The sequence below is a fragment of the Pseudomonas sp. BMW13 genome (assembly GCF_013357275.1).
Taxonomy (GTDB): Bacteria; Pseudomonadota; Gammaproteobacteria; order Pseudomonadales; family Pseudomonadaceae; genus Aquipseudomonas; species Aquipseudomonas khazarica.
In genome coordinates, this window is the sequence record NZ_SUKD01000012.1 from 61,964 (window position 1) to 79,941 (window position 17,978).

The 17,978-nt window shown below is 65.8% G+C and carries 13 protein-coding genes; 1 reads left to right on the forward strand and 12 read right to left on the reverse strand.

The window, feature by feature from the left end:
* Positions 1-9: 9 nt before the first annotated feature.
* The 12 genes from E4487_RS09420 to glnE form a co-directional block, all read right to left on the reverse strand.
* The gene (locus tag E4487_RS09420; RefSeq protein WP_175253208.1) at positions 10-1,272 is read right to left on the reverse strand and encodes a capsule biosynthesis protein; all 1,263 of its coding nucleotides are present in this window, start codon (positions 1,270-1,272) and stop codon (positions 10-12) included.
* 7 nt (positions 1,273-1,279) lie between these two features.
* Positions 1,280-2,416, reverse strand: a complete 1,137-nt coding sequence (locus tag E4487_RS09425) for a glycosyltransferase (RefSeq protein WP_175253209.1) — start codon at positions 2,414-2,416, stop codon at positions 1,280-1,282.
* Positions 2,403-4,157 carry a carbamoyltransferase gene (locus E4487_RS09430; RefSeq protein ID WP_175253210.1) on the reverse strand — a complete coding sequence of 585 codons (1,755 nt, stop codon included), beginning with the start codon at positions 4,155-4,157 and terminating at the stop codon, positions 2,403-2,405. Before E4487_RS09430 ends, E4487_RS09425 begins: the two co-directional genes overlap by 14 nt.
* 12 nt (positions 4,158-4,169) lie before the next feature.
* Positions 4,170-5,615 carry a lipopolysaccharide kinase InaA family protein gene (locus E4487_RS09435; protein ID WP_152487745.1) on the reverse strand — a complete coding sequence of 482 codons (1,446 nt, stop codon included), beginning with the start codon at positions 5,613-5,615 and terminating at the stop codon, positions 4,170-4,172.
* A complete protein-coding gene (locus E4487_RS09440) occupies positions 5,615-6,358 on the reverse strand; it encodes a lipopolysaccharide kinase InaA family protein (RefSeq protein WP_150607840.1) in 744 nt (247 codons plus the stop codon). The genes E4487_RS09435 and E4487_RS09440 overlap by 1 nt, the downstream gene beginning before the upstream one ends.
* Positions 6,355-7,089: a lipopolysaccharide kinase InaA family protein gene (locus E4487_RS09445; RefSeq protein ID WP_175253211.1), complete on the reverse strand. Its 735-nt coding sequence runs from the start codon at positions 7,087-7,089 to the stop codon at positions 6,355-6,357. The genes E4487_RS09440 and E4487_RS09445 overlap by 4 nt, the downstream gene beginning before the upstream one ends.
* Positions 7,089-7,895 carry a lipopolysaccharide core heptose(I) kinase RfaP gene (rfaP, locus tag E4487_RS09450; protein WP_175253212.1) on the reverse strand — a complete coding sequence of 269 codons (807 nt, stop codon included), beginning with the start codon at positions 7,893-7,895 and terminating at the stop codon, positions 7,089-7,091. Before rfaP ends, E4487_RS09445 begins: the two co-directional genes overlap by 1 nt.
* Complete coding sequence (locus tag E4487_RS09455; protein ID WP_037054916.1) at positions 7,892-9,016, reverse strand: glycosyltransferase family 4 protein; 1,125 nt, start codon at positions 9,014-9,016, stop codon at positions 7,892-7,894. Before E4487_RS09455 ends, rfaP begins: the two co-directional genes overlap by 4 nt.
* A gap of 9 nt (positions 9,017-9,025) precedes the next feature.
* On the reverse strand, positions 9,026-10,030 hold the full coding sequence (gene waaC, locus E4487_RS09460) for a lipopolysaccharide heptosyltransferase I (protein WP_037054920.1): 1,005 nt from the start codon (positions 10,028-10,030) through the stop codon (positions 9,026-9,028).
* A 2-nt stretch (positions 10,031-10,032) separates the two neighbouring features.
* Positions 10,033-11,076 (reverse strand): lipopolysaccharide heptosyltransferase II, encoded by a 1,044-nt coding sequence (gene waaF / locus E4487_RS09465; protein WP_175253213.1) that lies wholly within the window; start codon positions 11,074-11,076, stop codon positions 10,033-10,035.
* 61 nt (positions 11,077-11,137) lie between these two features.
* Entirely contained in the window at positions 11,138-12,061 is a 924-nt protein-coding gene (locus E4487_RS09470; protein ID WP_037054925.1) for a branched-chain amino acid transaminase, read from the reverse strand.
* A 56-nt stretch (positions 12,062-12,117) separates the two neighbouring features.
* Positions 12,118-15,060 (reverse strand): bifunctional [glutamate--ammonia ligase]-adenylyl-L-tyrosine phosphorylase/[glutamate--ammonia-ligase] adenylyltransferase, encoded by a 2,943-nt coding sequence (gene glnE / locus E4487_RS09475; protein ID WP_175253214.1) that lies wholly within the window; start codon positions 15,058-15,060, stop codon positions 12,118-12,120.
* A 271-nt stretch (positions 15,061-15,331) separates the two neighbouring features.
* Between glnE and aceE the strand changes: the two genes are divergently transcribed.
* Complete coding sequence (gene aceE, locus E4487_RS09480; RefSeq protein WP_047592756.1) at positions 15,332-17,977, forward strand: pyruvate dehydrogenase (acetyl-transferring), homodimeric type; 2,646 nt, start codon at positions 15,332-15,334, stop codon at positions 17,975-17,977.
* Position 17,978 lies beyond the last annotated feature (1 nt).

Sequence of the window (17,978 nt, forward strand, 5' to 3'; positions counted from 1 at the left end):
AATCCGCTCCTAGAGGTTGGCAGGGTGTGCTTCAAGGGTGACAGTCCGGAGCTCCGCTGACAGTGAATTGCCGTCATGCAGCCGCTGCAGCGCATCCAGTGTGCTGGCGAGCCCGCCCGCCCCGTGCGCCAGGTGGAACTCGGCAAAGGCTCGCGACTGCTCCAGCGCCTGACCGAAGTCAGCTTCGATGCCCAGCAGACGCCGCTCGAGCTCATCCTCGGTGCGAATGACCGGGCCGAAGAAGCGCTGTTGCTGAAAGATGTCCTGCTGCCCGCCCAGGTCGACGCAGAGCACGGGGCGTCCAGCCAAGGCGGCCTCGATCACGGCATTGGAGAGGATGTTCACCACTACCGAAGCTCGCTTCAACGCCGCTGCCAGGCTGCAGTCGGCGCCGAGCAGTTCGACATTGGCAGTCGCTTGCACCACGCCCTGCCAGAAAGGTGCCTGGCTGCGCGGATGCGGCTTGACCAGAACCCGGTACTCGGGATGGCGGCGCGCCCAGCTGGCCAGCAGAGCGTAGGTCTGCTGATAGGCCGATTCCTTTTCCTTGTCCGGGCCCACGCCCAGAATCAGCAGGGTGCGAGTGGCCAGGTCCGGCGCAGGCATCACATAGCTATCGTCGATCATGTGCGAGCCCACCAGCACGGCAGTCGAGCTGCCGAAGCGCAACGTACGGGCCTGCAGAGCCTCCAGCGAACTCTGGCCGAACAAGAAGTAATAATCGTAGTCGTTCATGCCCAACCGGCGTGAGCGTTCTACCGTGGTGGCATGGGCCAGGTGCACCAGCAAGCCACCGCTGGCAGCGAGCGCGAGACGCAGAAAAGGCGCGTACAGACTGCCGTTGCGGTCATTGAGCAGGACACGCGGCTGATGATGTTGCACGAGCCATTCGGCATGCGCGGCCATGCCGAAGTATCGGGTTGGGACGGCATGGCGCGGCCTCTTGAGCAGGCGTTCCCGCAGGATCGCCCTGGGCGGGCGCAAGGCCGTTTCCAGCAGGTGATAGCCACGCCCCCGTACCCCCTCGATCAGCAGCTTCTTGCGCTGGAAGGCGATAACCTTGGGAGCGGACTGCAGCAGCAGGAAATCGCAGGAGTCGACCTCGACGGACGACGCCAGGCGGTACTTCGCACGCAGGCCGAACCACCAGTCACCCAGTGCCTCACGCGCGAACCTCAGGGCACTGCCGAGCAGGCTGTGGCGCTCGCGCAACAGCCTCCAGCGATATCGGTCCAGCGCACGGGCTTTGACGGCCCAGGGGTTGAGTGTCATATCGATCTCAGTAAAGCATCGCCCGCAACGACGGCAGGGACCAGAAACGTTCACGTACAACCGCATCGCTGAATCGCTGCTGCAAGTGCACGTGCATGCGCTCGCGCAACGCTTGCAGGTCGCCGATCCGTGCCTGACGCCCAAGCACCTCCGCCAGTTCGCTGGCAGCGCCGAGTGGAAACAGCTCGCCCACCTCCCGCAGCACTTCGCTCCCGCCACCGCAATCGGTGCCGACCACCGGCACGCCAGCCGCCATCGCCTCCAGCAACACCATGCCGAACGGCTCGTGGTCGGAGGTCAGGGCGAACACGTCGAACGCCTTGAAATAGCGCCGGCCGTTGGCCACCTGGCCAAGAAAGCGCACGGCATCGCCGACACCCAGTTCGGCTGCCAGGGCCTTGAGCTGGGCCTCCAGCCGGCCACTGCCCATGATCGCCAGCAAACTGCCGGCCGGCAGTTGCGGCAATGCCTGGGCGAAGCCGCGAATCAACGTGGCCTGGTCCTTGTCCGGATGCAGGCGACCGACGTTGCCGACCACCCAGGCATCCGCCGGCAAACCCAGATGCTCGCGAGCCTGCTCGCGGGAAACCTGTTCGGCCTGCACGGCCGCGATGTCGATGCGGTTGTACAGGGTCTCGATACGCTCGGCTGGCCAGGAGGGCAGGCAGGCGCGCATGTCGTCGCGTACGGCGTTGGACACGCCGAGCAGGCTCAGGCGCTTGCGCAAGCAGTTGGCGAACAGCTGCCGGGAGCGCCGCTTGTAGTCGCCGAACGCATGGTGCACGCCGATCACCGGCAACGCACTGCCCAGCAGCGCGACGTAGATCGGCTTGAAGCGGTGCGCGATGCACAGGGCGAAGTCGCGCGAGGCCGCGACGCGGCGGAAATCACGGATCGCCCCCAACTTGAGACCACGGACCTGCGCGCTGGAATAGTCGAGGAAGATCACCTCGTCGGAGGCCGAGCCGCGCTCGACCTCGGCCGAAGGCGCGCCGGTCAGGTAGACGGTGCAGACCTTGTACGGCGTGCCCTTGAACAGAACCGCGTATTGCCGCGCGCAATCCAGAAACGGGCCGTCATAGCCGTGACAGAACTGCAGGACCCAGCGCTGCGCCGGGCCCGGGGCCTGTTCAGATGCCGTCATACCAGTCCTTGCCGTCCTTGACCACGAGGATGTCTTCCATGATCAGGTACTGCAGGTCCGAGCCGTAGAACATGTTCAGGGCATCGGTCGGCGAGCAGATCATCGGCTCGCCGCGACGGTTGAGCGAGGTGTTCAGCGACACACCGTTGCCGGTGAGCTTCTCCAGCTCCAGCATCAGGTCGTACCAGCGCGGGTTGTACTGGCGCTCCAGCACCTGGGCACGCGAAGTACCGTCTTCGTGCACCACTTCACCCACACGCTCCTTCCACTCTTCGTTGACCTCGAAGGTGAAGGTCATGAACGGGCTCGGGTGATCGACCTTGAGCATCTTCGCCGCCACGCTGTCGAGCATCGACGGGCAGAAGGGTCTCCAGCGCTCGCGGAACTTGATCTGCTCGTTGATGCGATCGGCGACGCCCGGCACGCTCGGGCAGCCGATGATCGAACGCCCGCCGAGGGCGCGCGGACCGAACTCCATGCGGCCCTGGAACCAGGCCACCGGGTTGCCGTCGACCATGATCCGGGCGATGCGCTCCGGGGTGTTGTCGATGCGTTTGAACACCGGCTGGTGCGGGTGCCTGGCGCAGGCGGCGATGACGTCTTCGTTGGAATAGGAAGGGCCGAGGTAGACGTGCTCCATCTTCTCCACCGGTACGCCACGCTGGTTCGACACGTAAGCCGCCGCACCGACGGCGGTCCCGGCGTCGCCGGAAGCCGGCTGCACGAACAGCTCCTTGACGTCGTCGCGGGCGATGATCTTCTGGTTCAGCTTGACGTTCAGCGCGCAGCCACCGGCGAAGGCGATCTTGCCGGTTTCCTTGAGGATGTCGCCGAGGTAGTACTCCATCATCTGCAGTGCCAGCTTCTCGAACAGCGCCTGCATGCTGGCGGCGTAATGGATGTAGGGGTCGTCGGCGATGTCGCCCTCACGCTTCGGCCCGAGCCACTCGATCAGCTTGGGCGAGAAGTAGTAGCCCTTGTCGTTTTCCTTGTAGCGGCGGAAACCGATGACGTTGGCGTACTCGGTGTTGATGATCAGCTCGCCATTCTCGAACTTGGCCAGGCGCGAGAAATCGTACTTGGCGGCATCGCCGTAGGGCGCCATGCCCATGACCTTGAACTCGCCGTCGAGCATCTCGAAACCGAGGTATTCGGTGATCGCGCCATACAGGCCGCCGAGCGAGTCCGGATCGAAGAACTCCTTGATCTTGTGGATCTTGCCGTTCTCGCCGTAGCCGAAGAAGGTGGTGGCGTACTCGCCCTTGCCATCGATGCCGAGGATCGCGGTCTTTTCCGTGAAACCCGAGCAGTGGTAGGCACTGGAGGCGTGCGCCAGGTGGTGCTCGACCGGCTCTATCTTGACCTTCTTCAGGTCGAAGCCGAGCTGCACCAGGCACCACTCGATACGCTTCTTGTAGCGTTTGTAGCGGCGGTTGCCGAACAGGATCGCATCGAGGGCGCGATCCGGCGCGTAGGCGTAGCGCTTGGCGTACTGCCAGCGAGCCTTCTCGAAGATGCTGATGGGGGCGAAGGGAATGGCCACCACATCGACGTCAGAGGGCTTGATACCCGCCTGTTCCAGACAGAACTTGGCCGACTCGTAGGGCATGCGGTTCTTCGCATGCTTGTCGCGCACGAAGCGCTCCTCTTCCACCGCCGCGATCAGTTTGCCGTCAATGTACAGCGCGGCGGAGGGATCGTGACTGAGGGCGCCGGACAGGCCGAGAATGGTCAGTGCCACAGGTTTGAGCCTCTAATTCGGGCAGGTGCCGGGCACCTGCGGTAAACGTTGGTCGAGCAACTGGTGCAAGGCGGAGTCCGCCGGCCAGTTGCGCAGAAAACGGGCGCGGTCGCGGGCATAGGCCCGAGCGAAGCTGCGCGCACTGCGATGTTGACGCATGGCATCCAGGTCGATCAGCGACCAGGCGCCCTGCACCTCATCCCAGAACAGGTTGTGCCCCTTGAAATCGCCATGGCTGATGCGTTCACGCAGCATCGCCGCGAACAGTCGATCCAGCGCCAGCAGCTCGATTTCCGGGGGCGTTGCCTGCTGATATGCCTCGAAACGCGCGATTATATCCTGCCCACCACAATAGTCGGTAATCAGGTACGCACGTCCACGCAGCCAGCACCAGCGGCGCTCGATTACCGCCAGCGGCGTCGGCGTGACGATGCCCAGCAACTGCAGGCGATTGCCCTCGCGCCAGCTGTGCCAGGCACGGCTCGGACGCCAGAAGCGCTTGAACCAGTGCAGCAGGTTCTTCACGTTGTAACGCTTGACCACCAGCGGCCTGCCATCGACATCGACGCGCGCCACCGTGGCCGCGCCACCCGTCTTGTAGATATGCCCGCCCTCGATGCGTGCATCCAGCTCGGCCAGCAGCGGCTGCAGGGCCGGCTCGGCCTCACGACGTAGCACGCGCAGGCCGAAGGCGCCAATGCGCGCGGTGAACAGGCTGCACTCACGCGCCGCCTTTCTCAGGTAGTCACGCAGGCGCCAGCGGCGCACCTTGGCCACCTCGGCCTGGAGCATCTCCAGCGGCAGCGCGTGTTCGCCATTGGCCAGCAGGTAATGGATCAGCAGCTCCTCGAGGCAGGGCTCCAGCTCGGCTGGCAACTGGGCGAAGAACACTCCCAGGTTCTCCAGCACACGCGCCCGCGACAGCGGCTGGCCAGGCGTCTCGGCGCACACCCCGCCGCCGTCGATCAGGTACAGGCTGCCGTCATGACGCAACAGGTTGTCCAGATGCAGGTCGGCCTGCCACAGGCCTTGCGCATGCAGGCTGCCGACCGTCGCCAGCGCCTCCCCCAGCACCGCCTGCTGCGCATCCGTAAGCACCGGTTCGGCGGCGACGGCCTGCCAGGCCGACCACAGGCTTTGCGCCCCCGAGAGATACTCGAACAGCAACCAGCCGCCCTGCCCCTCGACGAAGCCATGCGCCAGCAGCGCCGGCGTCGGCAGCCCCTGCCCGGCCAGCAGGCGGGCGCCATCCAGCTCGCGCTGATAGTGGCGCTGCGCGCGACCACCAACCAGCAGCTTGGCCAGCACCTCGCGCCCTTGCCAGGTGGCCACGCCCACGTAACGCTGGCCCGGCAGCACCCGCAACCACTCGCTCACCTGCACGGTGGTATCGGCCATCTGCACCTGCAGCGGCAGTGCCGGCGTGCGTCCAGCCTGGCTCAGGTCCCGCAGCGACATCAGCGTGCCTCCTTGTAGCGCTTGCGCGCTTCCAGCTGATGCCACCAGGTGTCGACGCTGTCACTGTGGCCCAGGTACGCCGCCAGCAGGGTGCGGACGTTCGCCTCGCTCCAGACGCTCGCACGACGCAGCAGCGGTTCCAGGTCCTTGATCCGGTCGCGGCGGCCGAAAAGCAACGGGCGGGTCTTCTCCAGATCGATCAGTTGCGCATCGAAACCGCCCCCCTGCTCACGCAGGAAGATGTGCTTGGGGTAGAAGCAGCCATGCATCTGCCCTGCCCGGTGCAGGACGCCCGCCAGGTCGCCCGTGGCCCGTAGGATCGCATTCTGCTGCGCCGCACCCAGCGTCGGCCATTGCGCCAGCCAGCTGTCCAGATCCTGCCAGCCGTCCAGCGCACGCGTCAGCAGGATCGCGCGGCGCTCGCCGGGCATGCGCCGCTCGCCGAAGAAGGCGGCCTGCAACGCCGGAATCGCCAGCTCGGCGTAACGACGGATGTTGCGGAACTCACGGGCGAAGGTCGGCTCTCCCCATGGATGCAGGACGCTGCGCGTCAGGTGGTTGCTCTGCCGCTTGAGGTAGAACGCCCGCTCACCCAGGTCCAGCCGATAGACGCTGCTCCAGCCGCCCCGCTCGGTATTCGGTTCATCCACGGCCTCCAGCTTCAACGCCCAGAGCGCATCGAAACTGGCCAGACCATGCTGCTCGAGCAGCGCGCGATCCTGCTGCGAGACGAAATCCGTCATTCCCTACCCTCGAAAAATTTCAGCACCTGACGCAGGCGCCGCTTGTCGCGTGCGCCGAGGCGGTCACGGCCACGGTACTGCAGATAGAAACGCAGGCGCTGCGTTCGCGACAGCACGCGCTTGGCCACCTTGTCGAGGCAGGCCAGGTCCTTGACGATGCGATAGCGCAGCAGGGGCCCCCACCAGAAGCTGCCGGTGGGACAGTCGATGAAGAACAGCTCGGCCTTCTCGTTGACCAGCAGGTTGCGCCACTTCAGGTCATTGTGGGTGAAGTGGTGATCGTGCATCACCCGGGTACTGGCTGCCAGCTGCCGGCTGACCTCCCTGACCCAGGCGCCATCCTGCAGCCGCGAGTCACCCTGCTTGGCCATCAGCGCGAGGTCCTGGGTGTTCTCCAGCTCCCGGGTGACCAGCGCGCCGCGCACGAACGCGCCGGCGTTGCGCTCCAGGCCATGCGCGACGATCGGCGCCGTGGGAATGCCCCACTTGGCGAAGAGCTTGAGGTTCTGCCACTCCGCCTTGACCCTGGGCCGGCCGAGATAACGGCGCAGGCCCTTGCCTGCGCCCCAGTAACGCTTGACGTAGAAACGTACGCCCTCACGCTCGATCCGCACGACCTCGGACAGAGGGTCCTTGGTCAGTCGCTCCCCCTCGATCGCGAACACCGCCGCCAACGAACCGAAGTCCTTGGACAGGCCCTGATAGTCCCTTGCCAGGTTCCAGCCAGCCATCAGAGGGCATCTCCATAGCGCTGCTTGCGCTCATACAGTTTCGCCGCCTTGCGCTCCAGCCAGGCGAGCAGGCGCGCTTCGTCGCGCAGCACCTGGCGCAGCGGGCGCTGGAAGTAGGTGCGCAGGAAGCGCAGCTTGTCGCGGCGGGTCAGACCGATGTCCAGAGCCGAGAAATACAGGGCAGCCAGGTCCTTGTCGCGCCAGCGGCGCGGGGTTCGCTCGCGCACCTGGGCACGATGCAGGTCGATGACCGACAGGCGCAGGTCGCCCGCCTGGATCGGCCGGTCGGTGTGCAGCAGGAAGTGGCAGATATAGCAGTCGCGGTGATTGACCCCGGCACGGTGCATGGTACCGGTCATCTGCGCCACTTCACGGATCAGCGCCCACTTGAGTTCGGGCCGGGGTGGCTGCTGCACCCAGTTGAGGCTGAGCTGCTCCAGATCCACGGTCGGCGCCAGCTCCTCGGTGATGATGAACGAGTGCTGGCGCGCCGGGTTGCTGCCGCGCTCACCGTAGGCCACCGCCGTCATGGTCGCCACGCCGGCTTCGCCGAGGCGCTGGATCGCCTGCCACTCCTGAGCGGCACCCAGTACGGGGGCCTTGGCAGTCAGCAGGTTCTTGACGATCTCGCCCCAACCGATGCCGCGATGGATCTTGACGAAATAACCGCGTCCGTCGACTTCGGTGCGCAGCGTACGGCGCCCCTCCAGCTCGCGGTAGACCTGCCCCTGCAGCGCCTCGACGGCAGCGAAGGCGTCACGGTTCGCCCACAGGCGCTTGAAGGGTTCGGCGAGAATCAGCTTCACGGGCACCTCGGGGCCAGAATCACATCCGCAGCCTTCTGCGGCATGGAATAGAGGTCGGCACTGTCGGCATAGGCCAGGCCGTTGCGCCCCCAGAACGCGCGGCGCTCGGGGTCGGCCAGCATGTCGGCCAGGGTACGATTGAGCCGCTCCTGCTCGAAGGGGCTGGGCAGCACCCGCCCGCAATCGGCCTCGGCGATGTAGTGGGCGTAGCCACAGACATCGGTGACCAGCACCGGCAGACCGGAAACCAGCGCCTCCAGCAGCACGGTGCCGGTGTTCTCGTTGTAGGCCGGATGGATCAGCAGGTCGGCACCGAGCAGGAAGCGCGGGATGTCGCTGCGCCCCTTGAGTATCTGCACCTGATCGGACAGGCCCAGGGCCTTCACCTGCAGCAGGAACGGCCTGGGGTCGTCCTGGCCGATGGCGATCAGCCGGGTGCGCTTGCGCAGCTCCCGCGGCAGCGCGGCCAGCGCCTTGAGGCTGCGGTCCAGGCCCTTGGTCTTGAACCCCGAACCGATCTGCACCAGCAGCAGGTCGTCGTCGCCCAGCTGAAACTCGCGGCGGAAGTCCGCACGCATCTCGGCGGCGTTCGCCGGCGCCCGGCGATCCTGGGCAATACCGGGTGGCAGCAGGTGGAAACGCTGCAGCGGAGTCTTGTAGTGCTTGATGAACAGGGGCTGCTGCACCTCGGAGATCATCAGAATCTCGGTCTTCGACTCCGGCGCGAATACCGCGCGTTCGTAGTCGGCGAAGTGCTTGTAGCGCCCCCAGCGCCGGTAGATCGGATTGCGCAGGGTCTGCGCCTTGTCCTCGAAGCAACCATCGGCGGCGTAGTAGACGTCCAGCCCCGGCATCTTGTTGAAACCGATCACCCGGTCGACCGGATCACGCGCCAGGTCGGCCTGCAGCCAGGCGCTGAACTTCTCGTTGCGACGGTGATTGAACAGTGCCCGCACCGGCGCCACGCGCACGTCGAAGCCTGCGGGAGTCTCGCCTTCCCAGATCGGGGTGTAGACACGAATGGCGTGGCCGCGCGCCTGGCACTCCAGGGCGATGCGCATGAAGTCACGCTGAAGCCCGCCGAACGGGAAGTACTTGTAGAGAACGAAGGCCAGCTGCATAGCCGCTCCTTAAAGGGTGCCAGGAGGCGCCAGCAGCAGTGCCTCCAGTTCCAGGCCGACACGCTCGGCGCCCAGGCCGTCGAAGCAGGGCTTGTCGCGATCACCGCTGCCCGCGCCTGGGCCACTGGCACACAGATGAATCTGGCCACGGCCATAGGCGCCGACCTTGCCCGGCAAGGTCGGCCCGTAAAGGGAAATGTTGGGCACATCCAGCGCCGCCGCCAGGTGGCCCAGCCCGGTGTCGACGGACACGCAGGCACTGGCCCCGGCGATCACCTTGGCCACTCCGGCCAGGTTCAGCTTCGGCAGCACGGCCGCATGCGCGAGCCCGGCGGCGATGCGCTCGGCACGCGCCTTCTCGGCCTCGCTCCCCCAGGGCAGGCGCACCGCCCAACCCAGCTCGTCCATGCGTTCGGCCAGTGCGCGCCAGTCGGCCTCAGGCCAGTGCTTGCTGGCCCAGGTGGTGCCGTGGAGAAACACCAGATAGGGCGGCGCCACAGCGTCCATCAGCGCCGCTCGGTCGAGGCCGTAGTCAGCGCTGCCCGATGGCAGTGCATAACCCAGCGCCTTGGCGAACAGCTGGCGCACCCGTTCCAGGGCATGCTGGTCCTTGGCCACCGCGTAGCGACGGTCGTAGAAGCGGCTGGCCAACGGCTCCCGCGCCGAATCACGATCCAGCCCGGCCACGGGGGCCTGCACATAGCGTGTCAGCCAGGCGCTCTTGAGCAGCCCCTGGGCGTCGATCACCAGGTCGTAGCGGGTCTCGCGCAGGCGCTGCTTGAAGCGTGCCCACTCGCCACTGTGCCAGGTGCGCAGCGGGTGCTTGCGCCAACGGCGGATGGCCACCGGAATCACCTGGGCCACGGCCGGATGCCAGGCGGGAATCTCGGCGAAGCCTTCTTCCACGACCCAGTCGAAGCGGATACCGGGGATGGCGCGAGCCGCATCGGTCAGCGCCGGCAGGGTGTGTACCACGTCGCCCAGCGACGACGTCTTGATGATCAGTACCCGCAAGATCAGTCGCCCTCGACCAGGGTCAGGGTTTCACCGACCAATCGATCCAGCGCCTCGATCACCGGGCGCGGCTTGAGTTCGCGCAGGCAGTTGTAGTGCCCGTAACGGCAGGTACGTTCGAAGCAGGGGCTGCATTCCAGGCCCAGGCGGACGATCTCGACACGATCGGCCAGGGGCGGGGTGAAGCCTGGCGAGGTGGAACCGTAGACGGCCACCAGCGGGCGATTCAGTGCCGCGGCCACATGCATCAACCCGGAGTCGTTGGACACCACGGCGGTGGCGGCGGACATCAGGTCGATGGCCTCGGCCAGGCTGGTCTGCCCGGAGAGGTTGCTGACTTCCTCGCGCAGCCCGGGGATCAGGCGCATGCGGATGTCTTCGCCACCGGCATGGTCGTTCTTCGAACCGAACAGCCAGACCTGCCAGCCCTGGCGGATCTTGACCTCGGCGACCTTGGCGTAGTGCTCCGCCGGCCAACGCTTGGCCTCGCCGAACTCGGCGCCAGGGCACAGCGCCAGCACCGGACGATCCAGCTGCAGACCGAACTTGGCCAGCGCCTCGCCACGGCTGGCCTCGTCGATCACCAGGCGTGGCTGCGGATAGGGCTGCGGCAGCTCGGCGCCGGGCTCGAAGGCCAGCGCCATGAAGCGCTCGATCATCAGCGGATAGCGCGCCTTGTCCAGCGTGCGGATATCGTTGAGCAGGCCATAGCGCATCTCGCCCTTCCAGCCCGTGCGCCTGGCGATGCCGGCGAACCAGGGCACCAGGGCGGACTTCAGCGAATTGGGCAGCAGAATGGCCTGGTCGTACTGACCGGCCAGCGACTTGCCGATGCGTCGACGCGCGCCCAGATCGAGCACGCCATGGCCCAGCGGCAGGCTCAGCGCCGCACGCACCTCGGGCATGCGCTCGAGTATGGGCCGGCTCCAGTCCGGCGCCAGCACGTCGATCTCGCATGCGGGATGACGCTGCTTCAGGCACTGGAACAGCGTCTGCGCCATCACCATGTCGCCCACCCAACTGGGCCCAACGATCAGTATCTTCATATCCTTTCCAGAAACGACCGGGGAGGCTCAGCGCCTCCCCGTCATAGCCCAGATGACCGGCTTACTTGACCCGCGTACGCCACTCGGCGTGCGCACTGGTCTTGCCGGTTACCAGGTCGAAATAGGCTTTCTGCAGTTTTTCGGTAACCGGGCCACGACGGCCGATACCGATCTGACGGCCATCCACTTCGCGGATCGGCGTGACTTCGGCGGCGGTGCCGGTGAAGAAGGCCTCGTCGCAGATGTACACCTCGTCACGGGTGATGCGCTTCTCGACCACCTTGATACCCAGCTCGTCGGCCAGGGTGAGGATGGTGTTGCGGGTGATGCCGTTGAGGCAGGAGGTCACCTCCGGGGTGTACACCACACCATCCTTGACCAGGAAGATGTTCTCGCCCGAACCCTCGGCCACGTAGCCTTCCGGGTCCAGCAGCATGGCCTCGTCGGCGCCGCCGGAAATCGCTTCCTGCAGGGCCAGCATCGAGTTGATGTAGTTGCCGTTGGCCTTGGCGCGGGTCATGGAGATGTTGACGTGGTGACGGGTGTAGGAGCTGGTGCGCACCTTGATACCGGTCTGCAGGGCTTCTTCGCCCATGTAGGCGCCCCAGTGCCAGGCGGCGACGATCACGTGCACCTTCAGGCCGGCGGCACGCAGGCCCATGCCTTCGCTGCCGAAGAACACCATCGGGCGCAGGTAGGCGCTTTCCAGGCCATTCTCACGCACGGCGGCGCGCTGCGCCTCGTTGATCTCTTCCTTGGAGAAGGGGATCTGCATGTTGAAGATGTGCGCGGAGTCGAACAGGCGATCGGTGTGCGCCTGCAGGCGGAAGATCGAGGTGCCGTCCGGCGTGTTGTAGGCGCGCACGCCCTCGAACACACCCATGCCGTAGTGCAGGGTATGGGTCAGCACATGGGTAGTCGCTTCGCGCCACGGTACCAGTTCACCGTCGTACCAGATCACGCCATCACGGTCGGACATCGACATCTTGCCTGCTCCTCAATTCGCTTCGCGGTTCGATCATTCGTACGGCCCTGCGGCCATCAACCCAGTTCCAGCTGACGCCACAGCCGCATCACGGCGTGGCGCTCATCCTGGAACTGATCGCCCGGCACCACCCCGGGCTGCTTCTGCAGCGCCTGGCGGTGAGCGGCCGAGCGGTAAACCTTGTAGACCTCGCGGAGCAACCCGGCATCTTCCGCCGACATCAGACCGACCCTCTCGAGCCCCTCGAGGATGCGGATGTTGTCGGTGAATTCAAGCAGTTGCGGGTGTTGCCACGACCAGGCCAGAGCCGCGTATTGCACCATAAATTCGATATCGACGATACCACCGGCATCCTGCTTCAGATCGAAGGAGCTCGCCGCATCGAAGGCGTTTTCCCCGGTGCCGGCCGCCGTGGCGCGGGTACCGAGGTTGTCGCGCATCTTCGCGCGCATCTCGCTGACTTCGCCGCGCAGCGCGACCACGTCACGCTGGCGCCCGAGCACCTCGGCGCGCACGCGGGCGAACTCGCCCGCCAGGCGCGGGCAGCCCACCAGCACCCGCGCACGGACCAGCGCCTGGTGCTCCCAGGTCCAGGCTTCGTTTTCCTGGTAACGCTGGAAGGCCCCCAGCGAACTGACCAGCAGCCCGGCCGCGCCGGATGGACGCAGGCGCATGTCCACGTCGTACAGCGCGCCGGACGTGGTCTGGGTCGTCAGCAGGTGGATGATGCGCTGCCCCAGCCGGGTGAAGAACTGCGCCCCGTCGATGGGCTTGGCGCCGTCGGTCTCGGCCTGCGGGTCGCCGTCATGGATGAACACCAGATCCAGGTCCGAGCCATGGCCGAACTCCAGGCCGCCGACCTTGCCGTAGCCGACGATGATGAAATCCGGATCGCAAGGCGTGCCATCGGCACGCGACGGGCGGCCGTGGCGCTGCACCGTGTGCTGCCAGGCCAGCGCCAGCACCTGATCGAGAATCGCCTCGGCCAGCCAGGTCAGGTAGTCCGACACCTTCATCAGCGGCAGCGTACCGGCGATCTCCGACGCCGCCACGCGCAGGCTGTGCGCCAGCTTGAAGTGGCGCAGCGCTTCCATCTGCTGTTCGAGGTCCTCCTCGGGAATACGGATCAGCCGCTCGCGCAGCTCGGCGGCGAGCTCCGGCGCCAGCGGCGGCGAGTACAGCCGCCCCTCGTTGAGCAGTTCGTCGAGCAGCAGCGGGAAGCGCGCGATCTGCTCGGCAATCCACGGGCTGGCCGCACACAGGGTGATCAGGCGCTCCAGCGCGCCGGGGTTCTCGCTGAGCAACACCAGGTAGGCGGAACGCCGCGCCACCTTTTCCACCAGCGGCAGCACGCGCTCCAGCACCAGGTCGGGGCTGTCGTGCTCGATGGTCTGGGCCAGCAGGCGCGGAATGAAGGCATCCAGCCGCTCACGCCCGAGGCGCTGCATGGCCCGCACCTGCGGGCCATTGCGCAGGTCGACCAGGCGCCGGAAGGCCGCTCCGGCCTCGCCGAACCCGGCCTCCTGCAACTGCTGCACGGCGGCCTCCTCATCCAGCGCGCCTTCCCAGAGCGGCAGCCATTCGGCGCCGACACAGGCCTCGCTGCCCTGCGCCTCATCCTCGTCGGGATCGGCGATCACCTGCTGGAAGTGCCACTCGATGCGCCCACGCCAATGCATCAGGCGCTCGTGGAAACTCGCCCAGTCGGCGAAGCCCATGATCGCCGCCACGCGCGCCTGGTCGAGCGGGTCCGCCGGGAGCATCTGCGTCTGCCGGTCACCGATGCCCTGCAGGGCATGCTCGGCGTAACGCAGGAACTCGTAGCCCTCCTTCATTTCAGCGACCACCGCCGGCGGCAGGTAGCCCTGCCCCTCCAGCGTGGCCAGCACCTTGAGCAGCGGTCGCTGCTGCAGGCTGAGATCGCGCCCGCCATGGATCAGCTGGAAGGCCTGGGCGATGAACTCGATCTCGCGGATACCGCCGGCGCCGAGCTTGATGTTCTCGCTCATGCCCTTGCGCCGCACCTCCTGCTGGATCAGCTGCTTCATCGAGCGCAGTGCCTCGATGGCGGAGAAGTCCAGGTAGCGGCGATAGACGAAGGGCCGCAGCATCTCCAGCAGCTCGGCGCCCGCCTGCTGGTCACCGCCGACCACGCGCGCCTTGATCATCGCGTAGCGCTCCCAGTCGCGCCCCTGATCCTGGTAGTACTGTTCCAGGGCATTGAAGCTGAACACCAGCGCACCGGACGAACCGTAGGGGCGCAGGCGCATGTCGGTACGGAAGACGAAGCCGTCGACGGTGATCGCGTCCAGCGCCTTGATCAGCTTCTGCCCCAGGCGGATGAAGAACTCCTGGTTGTCCAGCGGGCGCTTCACGCCCTCGGTCTCGCCGCCCTCCGGGTAGCCGAAGATCAGGTCGATGTCCGAGGACAGATTGAGCTCGTGCGCGCCGAGCTTGCCCATGCCGAGGATGACCATGTGCTGCGCCTGGCCGCTGCGCCGGCCGGTCGGGGTGCCGAACTGCTCGCAATGGCGCGGATAGAGCCAGTGGTAGGCCAGGTCGATGCAGGCGTCGGCCAGGTCGGAGAGGTCGCGGCAGGTTTCGCCGAGCGCCGCCTGACGGCTGAAGTCACGCCAGATGATGCGCAACTGCTGGCGGCTGCGGAAGCGCCGCAGGCAACGCCCCAGCGCCTCCTCATCGGCACAGTCGGCCAACAGCGCCTGCAGCTGCTGACGCAGCTCGCCCGGCGCCAGGCTGCGCTCCAGCTCCCCCGACTCGGCAAGCGCGCTGAACATCTGTGGATCACGCTGCGCCTGCTCTGCGACGAAATCACTCAGGGCCGCGACCTGTCGCCAGGCGTCATGCCGCGCCTGCGGCCAGGCGGCGAAGCGCGCAGACAGCCCCTCATGCTCGGCCAGCGCGGCCTGCAGCGACTGCTCGGCGCGTTCGGACAGAGCGATCAGGGAAGGGGGCAACTCGACCAGCAACGGCAGGCTCATGGTCTATCCTTTTGGCGGACTGCCGGACGCACGGTGCAAACGCCCGGAACCCCGCTCCTGCGGGGCACGCGCGGCCGGCAGCGCCGCGAATTGTAGTTTTACTACTAAAGAATTGTATCCAGAGGGCTGAATCCGCCGTCGAAATGTAGTAAAACTACAAGCGGCCGGTCCTACCCCCGGTAAATCCAAGAATTTCAACTTGCCCGCCCAAAAAGCCGGCGAGACCCAACTGGCCTCCGATTCTGGAAGCCTTTCCGCCCTGGAGCAAGCCATGCAAGACCTCGATCCGATCGAAACCCAGGAATGGCTGGACGCCCTTGAATCCGTCCTTGACCGTGAGGGTGAAGACCGAGCCCATTACCTGATGACCCGTCTGGGCGAGCTGGCCACCCGTAGCGGTGCGCAACTGCCCTACGCGATCACCACGCCGTACCGCAACTCCATTCCGGTTACCCATGAAGCTCGCATGCCCGGCGACCTGTTCATGGAACGCCGCATCCGCTCGCTGGTGCGCTGGAACGCCCTGGCCATGGTGATGCGCACCAACCTGGACGACCCGGATCTGGGCGGCCACATCTCCAGCTTCGCCTCCTCGGCGACGCTCTATGACATCGGTTTCAACTACTTCTTCCAGGCCCCGACCGACGAGCACGGCGGCGACCTGGTGTTCTATCAGGGCCACGCCAGCCCTGGCGTCTACGCCCGCGCCTTCATGGAAGGCCGCATCGACGAAGACCAGATGAAGAACTTCCGTCGCGAAGTCGACGGCAAGGGCCTGTCCTCCTATCCGCACCCCTGGCTGATGCCGGACTTCTGGCAGTTCCCGACCGTATCCATGGGTCTGGGCCCGATCCAGGCGATCTACCAGGCGCGTTTCATGAAGTACCTGGAAGCGCGCGGCTTCATCCCGGCCGGCAAGCAGAAGGTCTGGTGCTTCATGGGCGACGGCGAGTGCGACGAGCCGGAATCCCTCGGTGCCATCTCCCTGGCGGGCCGCGAGAAGCTGGACAACCTGATCTTCGTCATCAACTGCAACCTGCAGCGCCTCGACGGCCCGGTTCGCGGCAACGGCAAGATCATCCAGGAACTCGAAGGCGTGTTCCGTGGCGCCCAGTGGAACGTCAACAAGGTGGTCTGGGGCCGCTTCTGGGACCCGCTGTTCGCCAAGGACAAGGACGGTGCCCTGCAGCGCCGCATGGACGAAGTGGTCGATGGTGAATACCAGAACTACAAGGCCAAAGACGGCGCCTACGTACGCCAGCACTTCTTCAACAGCCCCGAGCTGCAGGAGATGGTCAAGGACCTCTCCGACGACGAGATTTGGAAGCTCAACCGTGGCGGCCACGACCCGTACAAGGTCTACGCGGCCTACCATCAGGCGGTCAACCACAGCGGCCAGCCGACCGTGATCCTGGCCAAGACCATCAAGGGCTACGGTACCGGCGCCGGTGAAGCGAAGAACACCGCGCACAACACCAAGAAGGTCGATGTCGACAGCCTGCGCCAGTTCCGCGACCGCTTCGACATTCCGGTCAAGGACGAAGAGCTGGAGAACCTACCGTTCGTTCGTCCGGAGCCGGGCAGCCCCGAGTACAAGTACCTGCACGAGCGCCGCAACGCGCTGGGCGGCTTCGTACCGCAGCGTCGCCAGCAGAGCTTCAGCATCCCCACCCCGCCGCTGGATACCCTCAAGGCCATCCTCGACGGTTCGGGCGATCGTGAAATCTCCACCACCATGGCCTTCGTGCGCATCCTCGCGCAGCTGGTCAAGGACAAGGAACTCGGCCAGCGCATCGTCCCGATCATTCCGGACGAGGCCCGTACCTTCGGTATGGAAGGCATGTTCCGCCAGCTCGGCATCTACTCCTCGGTCGGTCAGCTCTACGAGCCGGTCGATAAAGACCAGGTGATGTTCTACAAAGAGGACAAGAAAGGTCAGATCCTCGAGGAAGGCATCAACGAAGCCGGCGCCATGAGTTCCTTCATCGCCGCAGGCACCTCGTACTCCTGCCACAACCAGCCGATGCTGCCGTTCTACATCTTCTACTCGATGTTCGGCTTCCAGCGTATCGGCGACCTGGCCTGGGCCGCTGGCGACAGCCGCACCCGTGGCTTCCTGATCGGCGGCACCGCCGGTCGTACCACCCTCAACGGCGAGGGTCTGCAGCACGAAGACGGTCACAGCCACATGCTGGCGGCGACCATTCCCAACTGCCGCACCTACGACCCGACCTACGGCTACGAGCTCGCTGTGATCATCCGCGAAGGCATTCGCCAGATGACCGAAGAGCAGCAGGACGTCTTCTACTACATCACCGTGATGAACGAGTCCTACCAGCAGCCGTCCATGCCGGAAGGTGTCGAGCAAGGCATCATCAAGGGCATGTACCTGCTCGAGGAAGACAAGAAGGAAGCCGCGCACCACGTGCAGCTGCTGGGTTCCGGCACCATCCTGCGCGAAGTCCGCGAAGCGGCGAAGATCCTCCGCGACGAGTTCAACATCGGCGCCGATGTGTGGAGCGTCACCAGCTTCAACGAACTGCGTCGCGACGGCCTGGCCGTGGAGCGCAGCAACCGCCTGCACCCGGGCCAGAAGCCCAAGAAGACCTACCTCGAAGAGTGCCTGAACGGTCGCAAGGGGCCGGTCATCGCCTCCACCGACTACATGAAGCTGTTCGCCGAGCAGGTTCGTCAGTGGGTCCCGAGCAAGGAATACAAGGTCCTGGGCACCGACGGCTTCGGCCGCAGCGACAGCCGCAAGCAGCTGCGCCACTTCTTCGAAGTGGACCGCAACTGGGTCGTGCTGGCCGCCCTGGAAGCCCTGGTAGACCGTGGCGAGATCGAAGCCAAGGTGCTGGCAGATGCCATCGCCAAGTTCGGCATCGACGCCGATAAAGCCAACCCCCTGGACTGCTAAG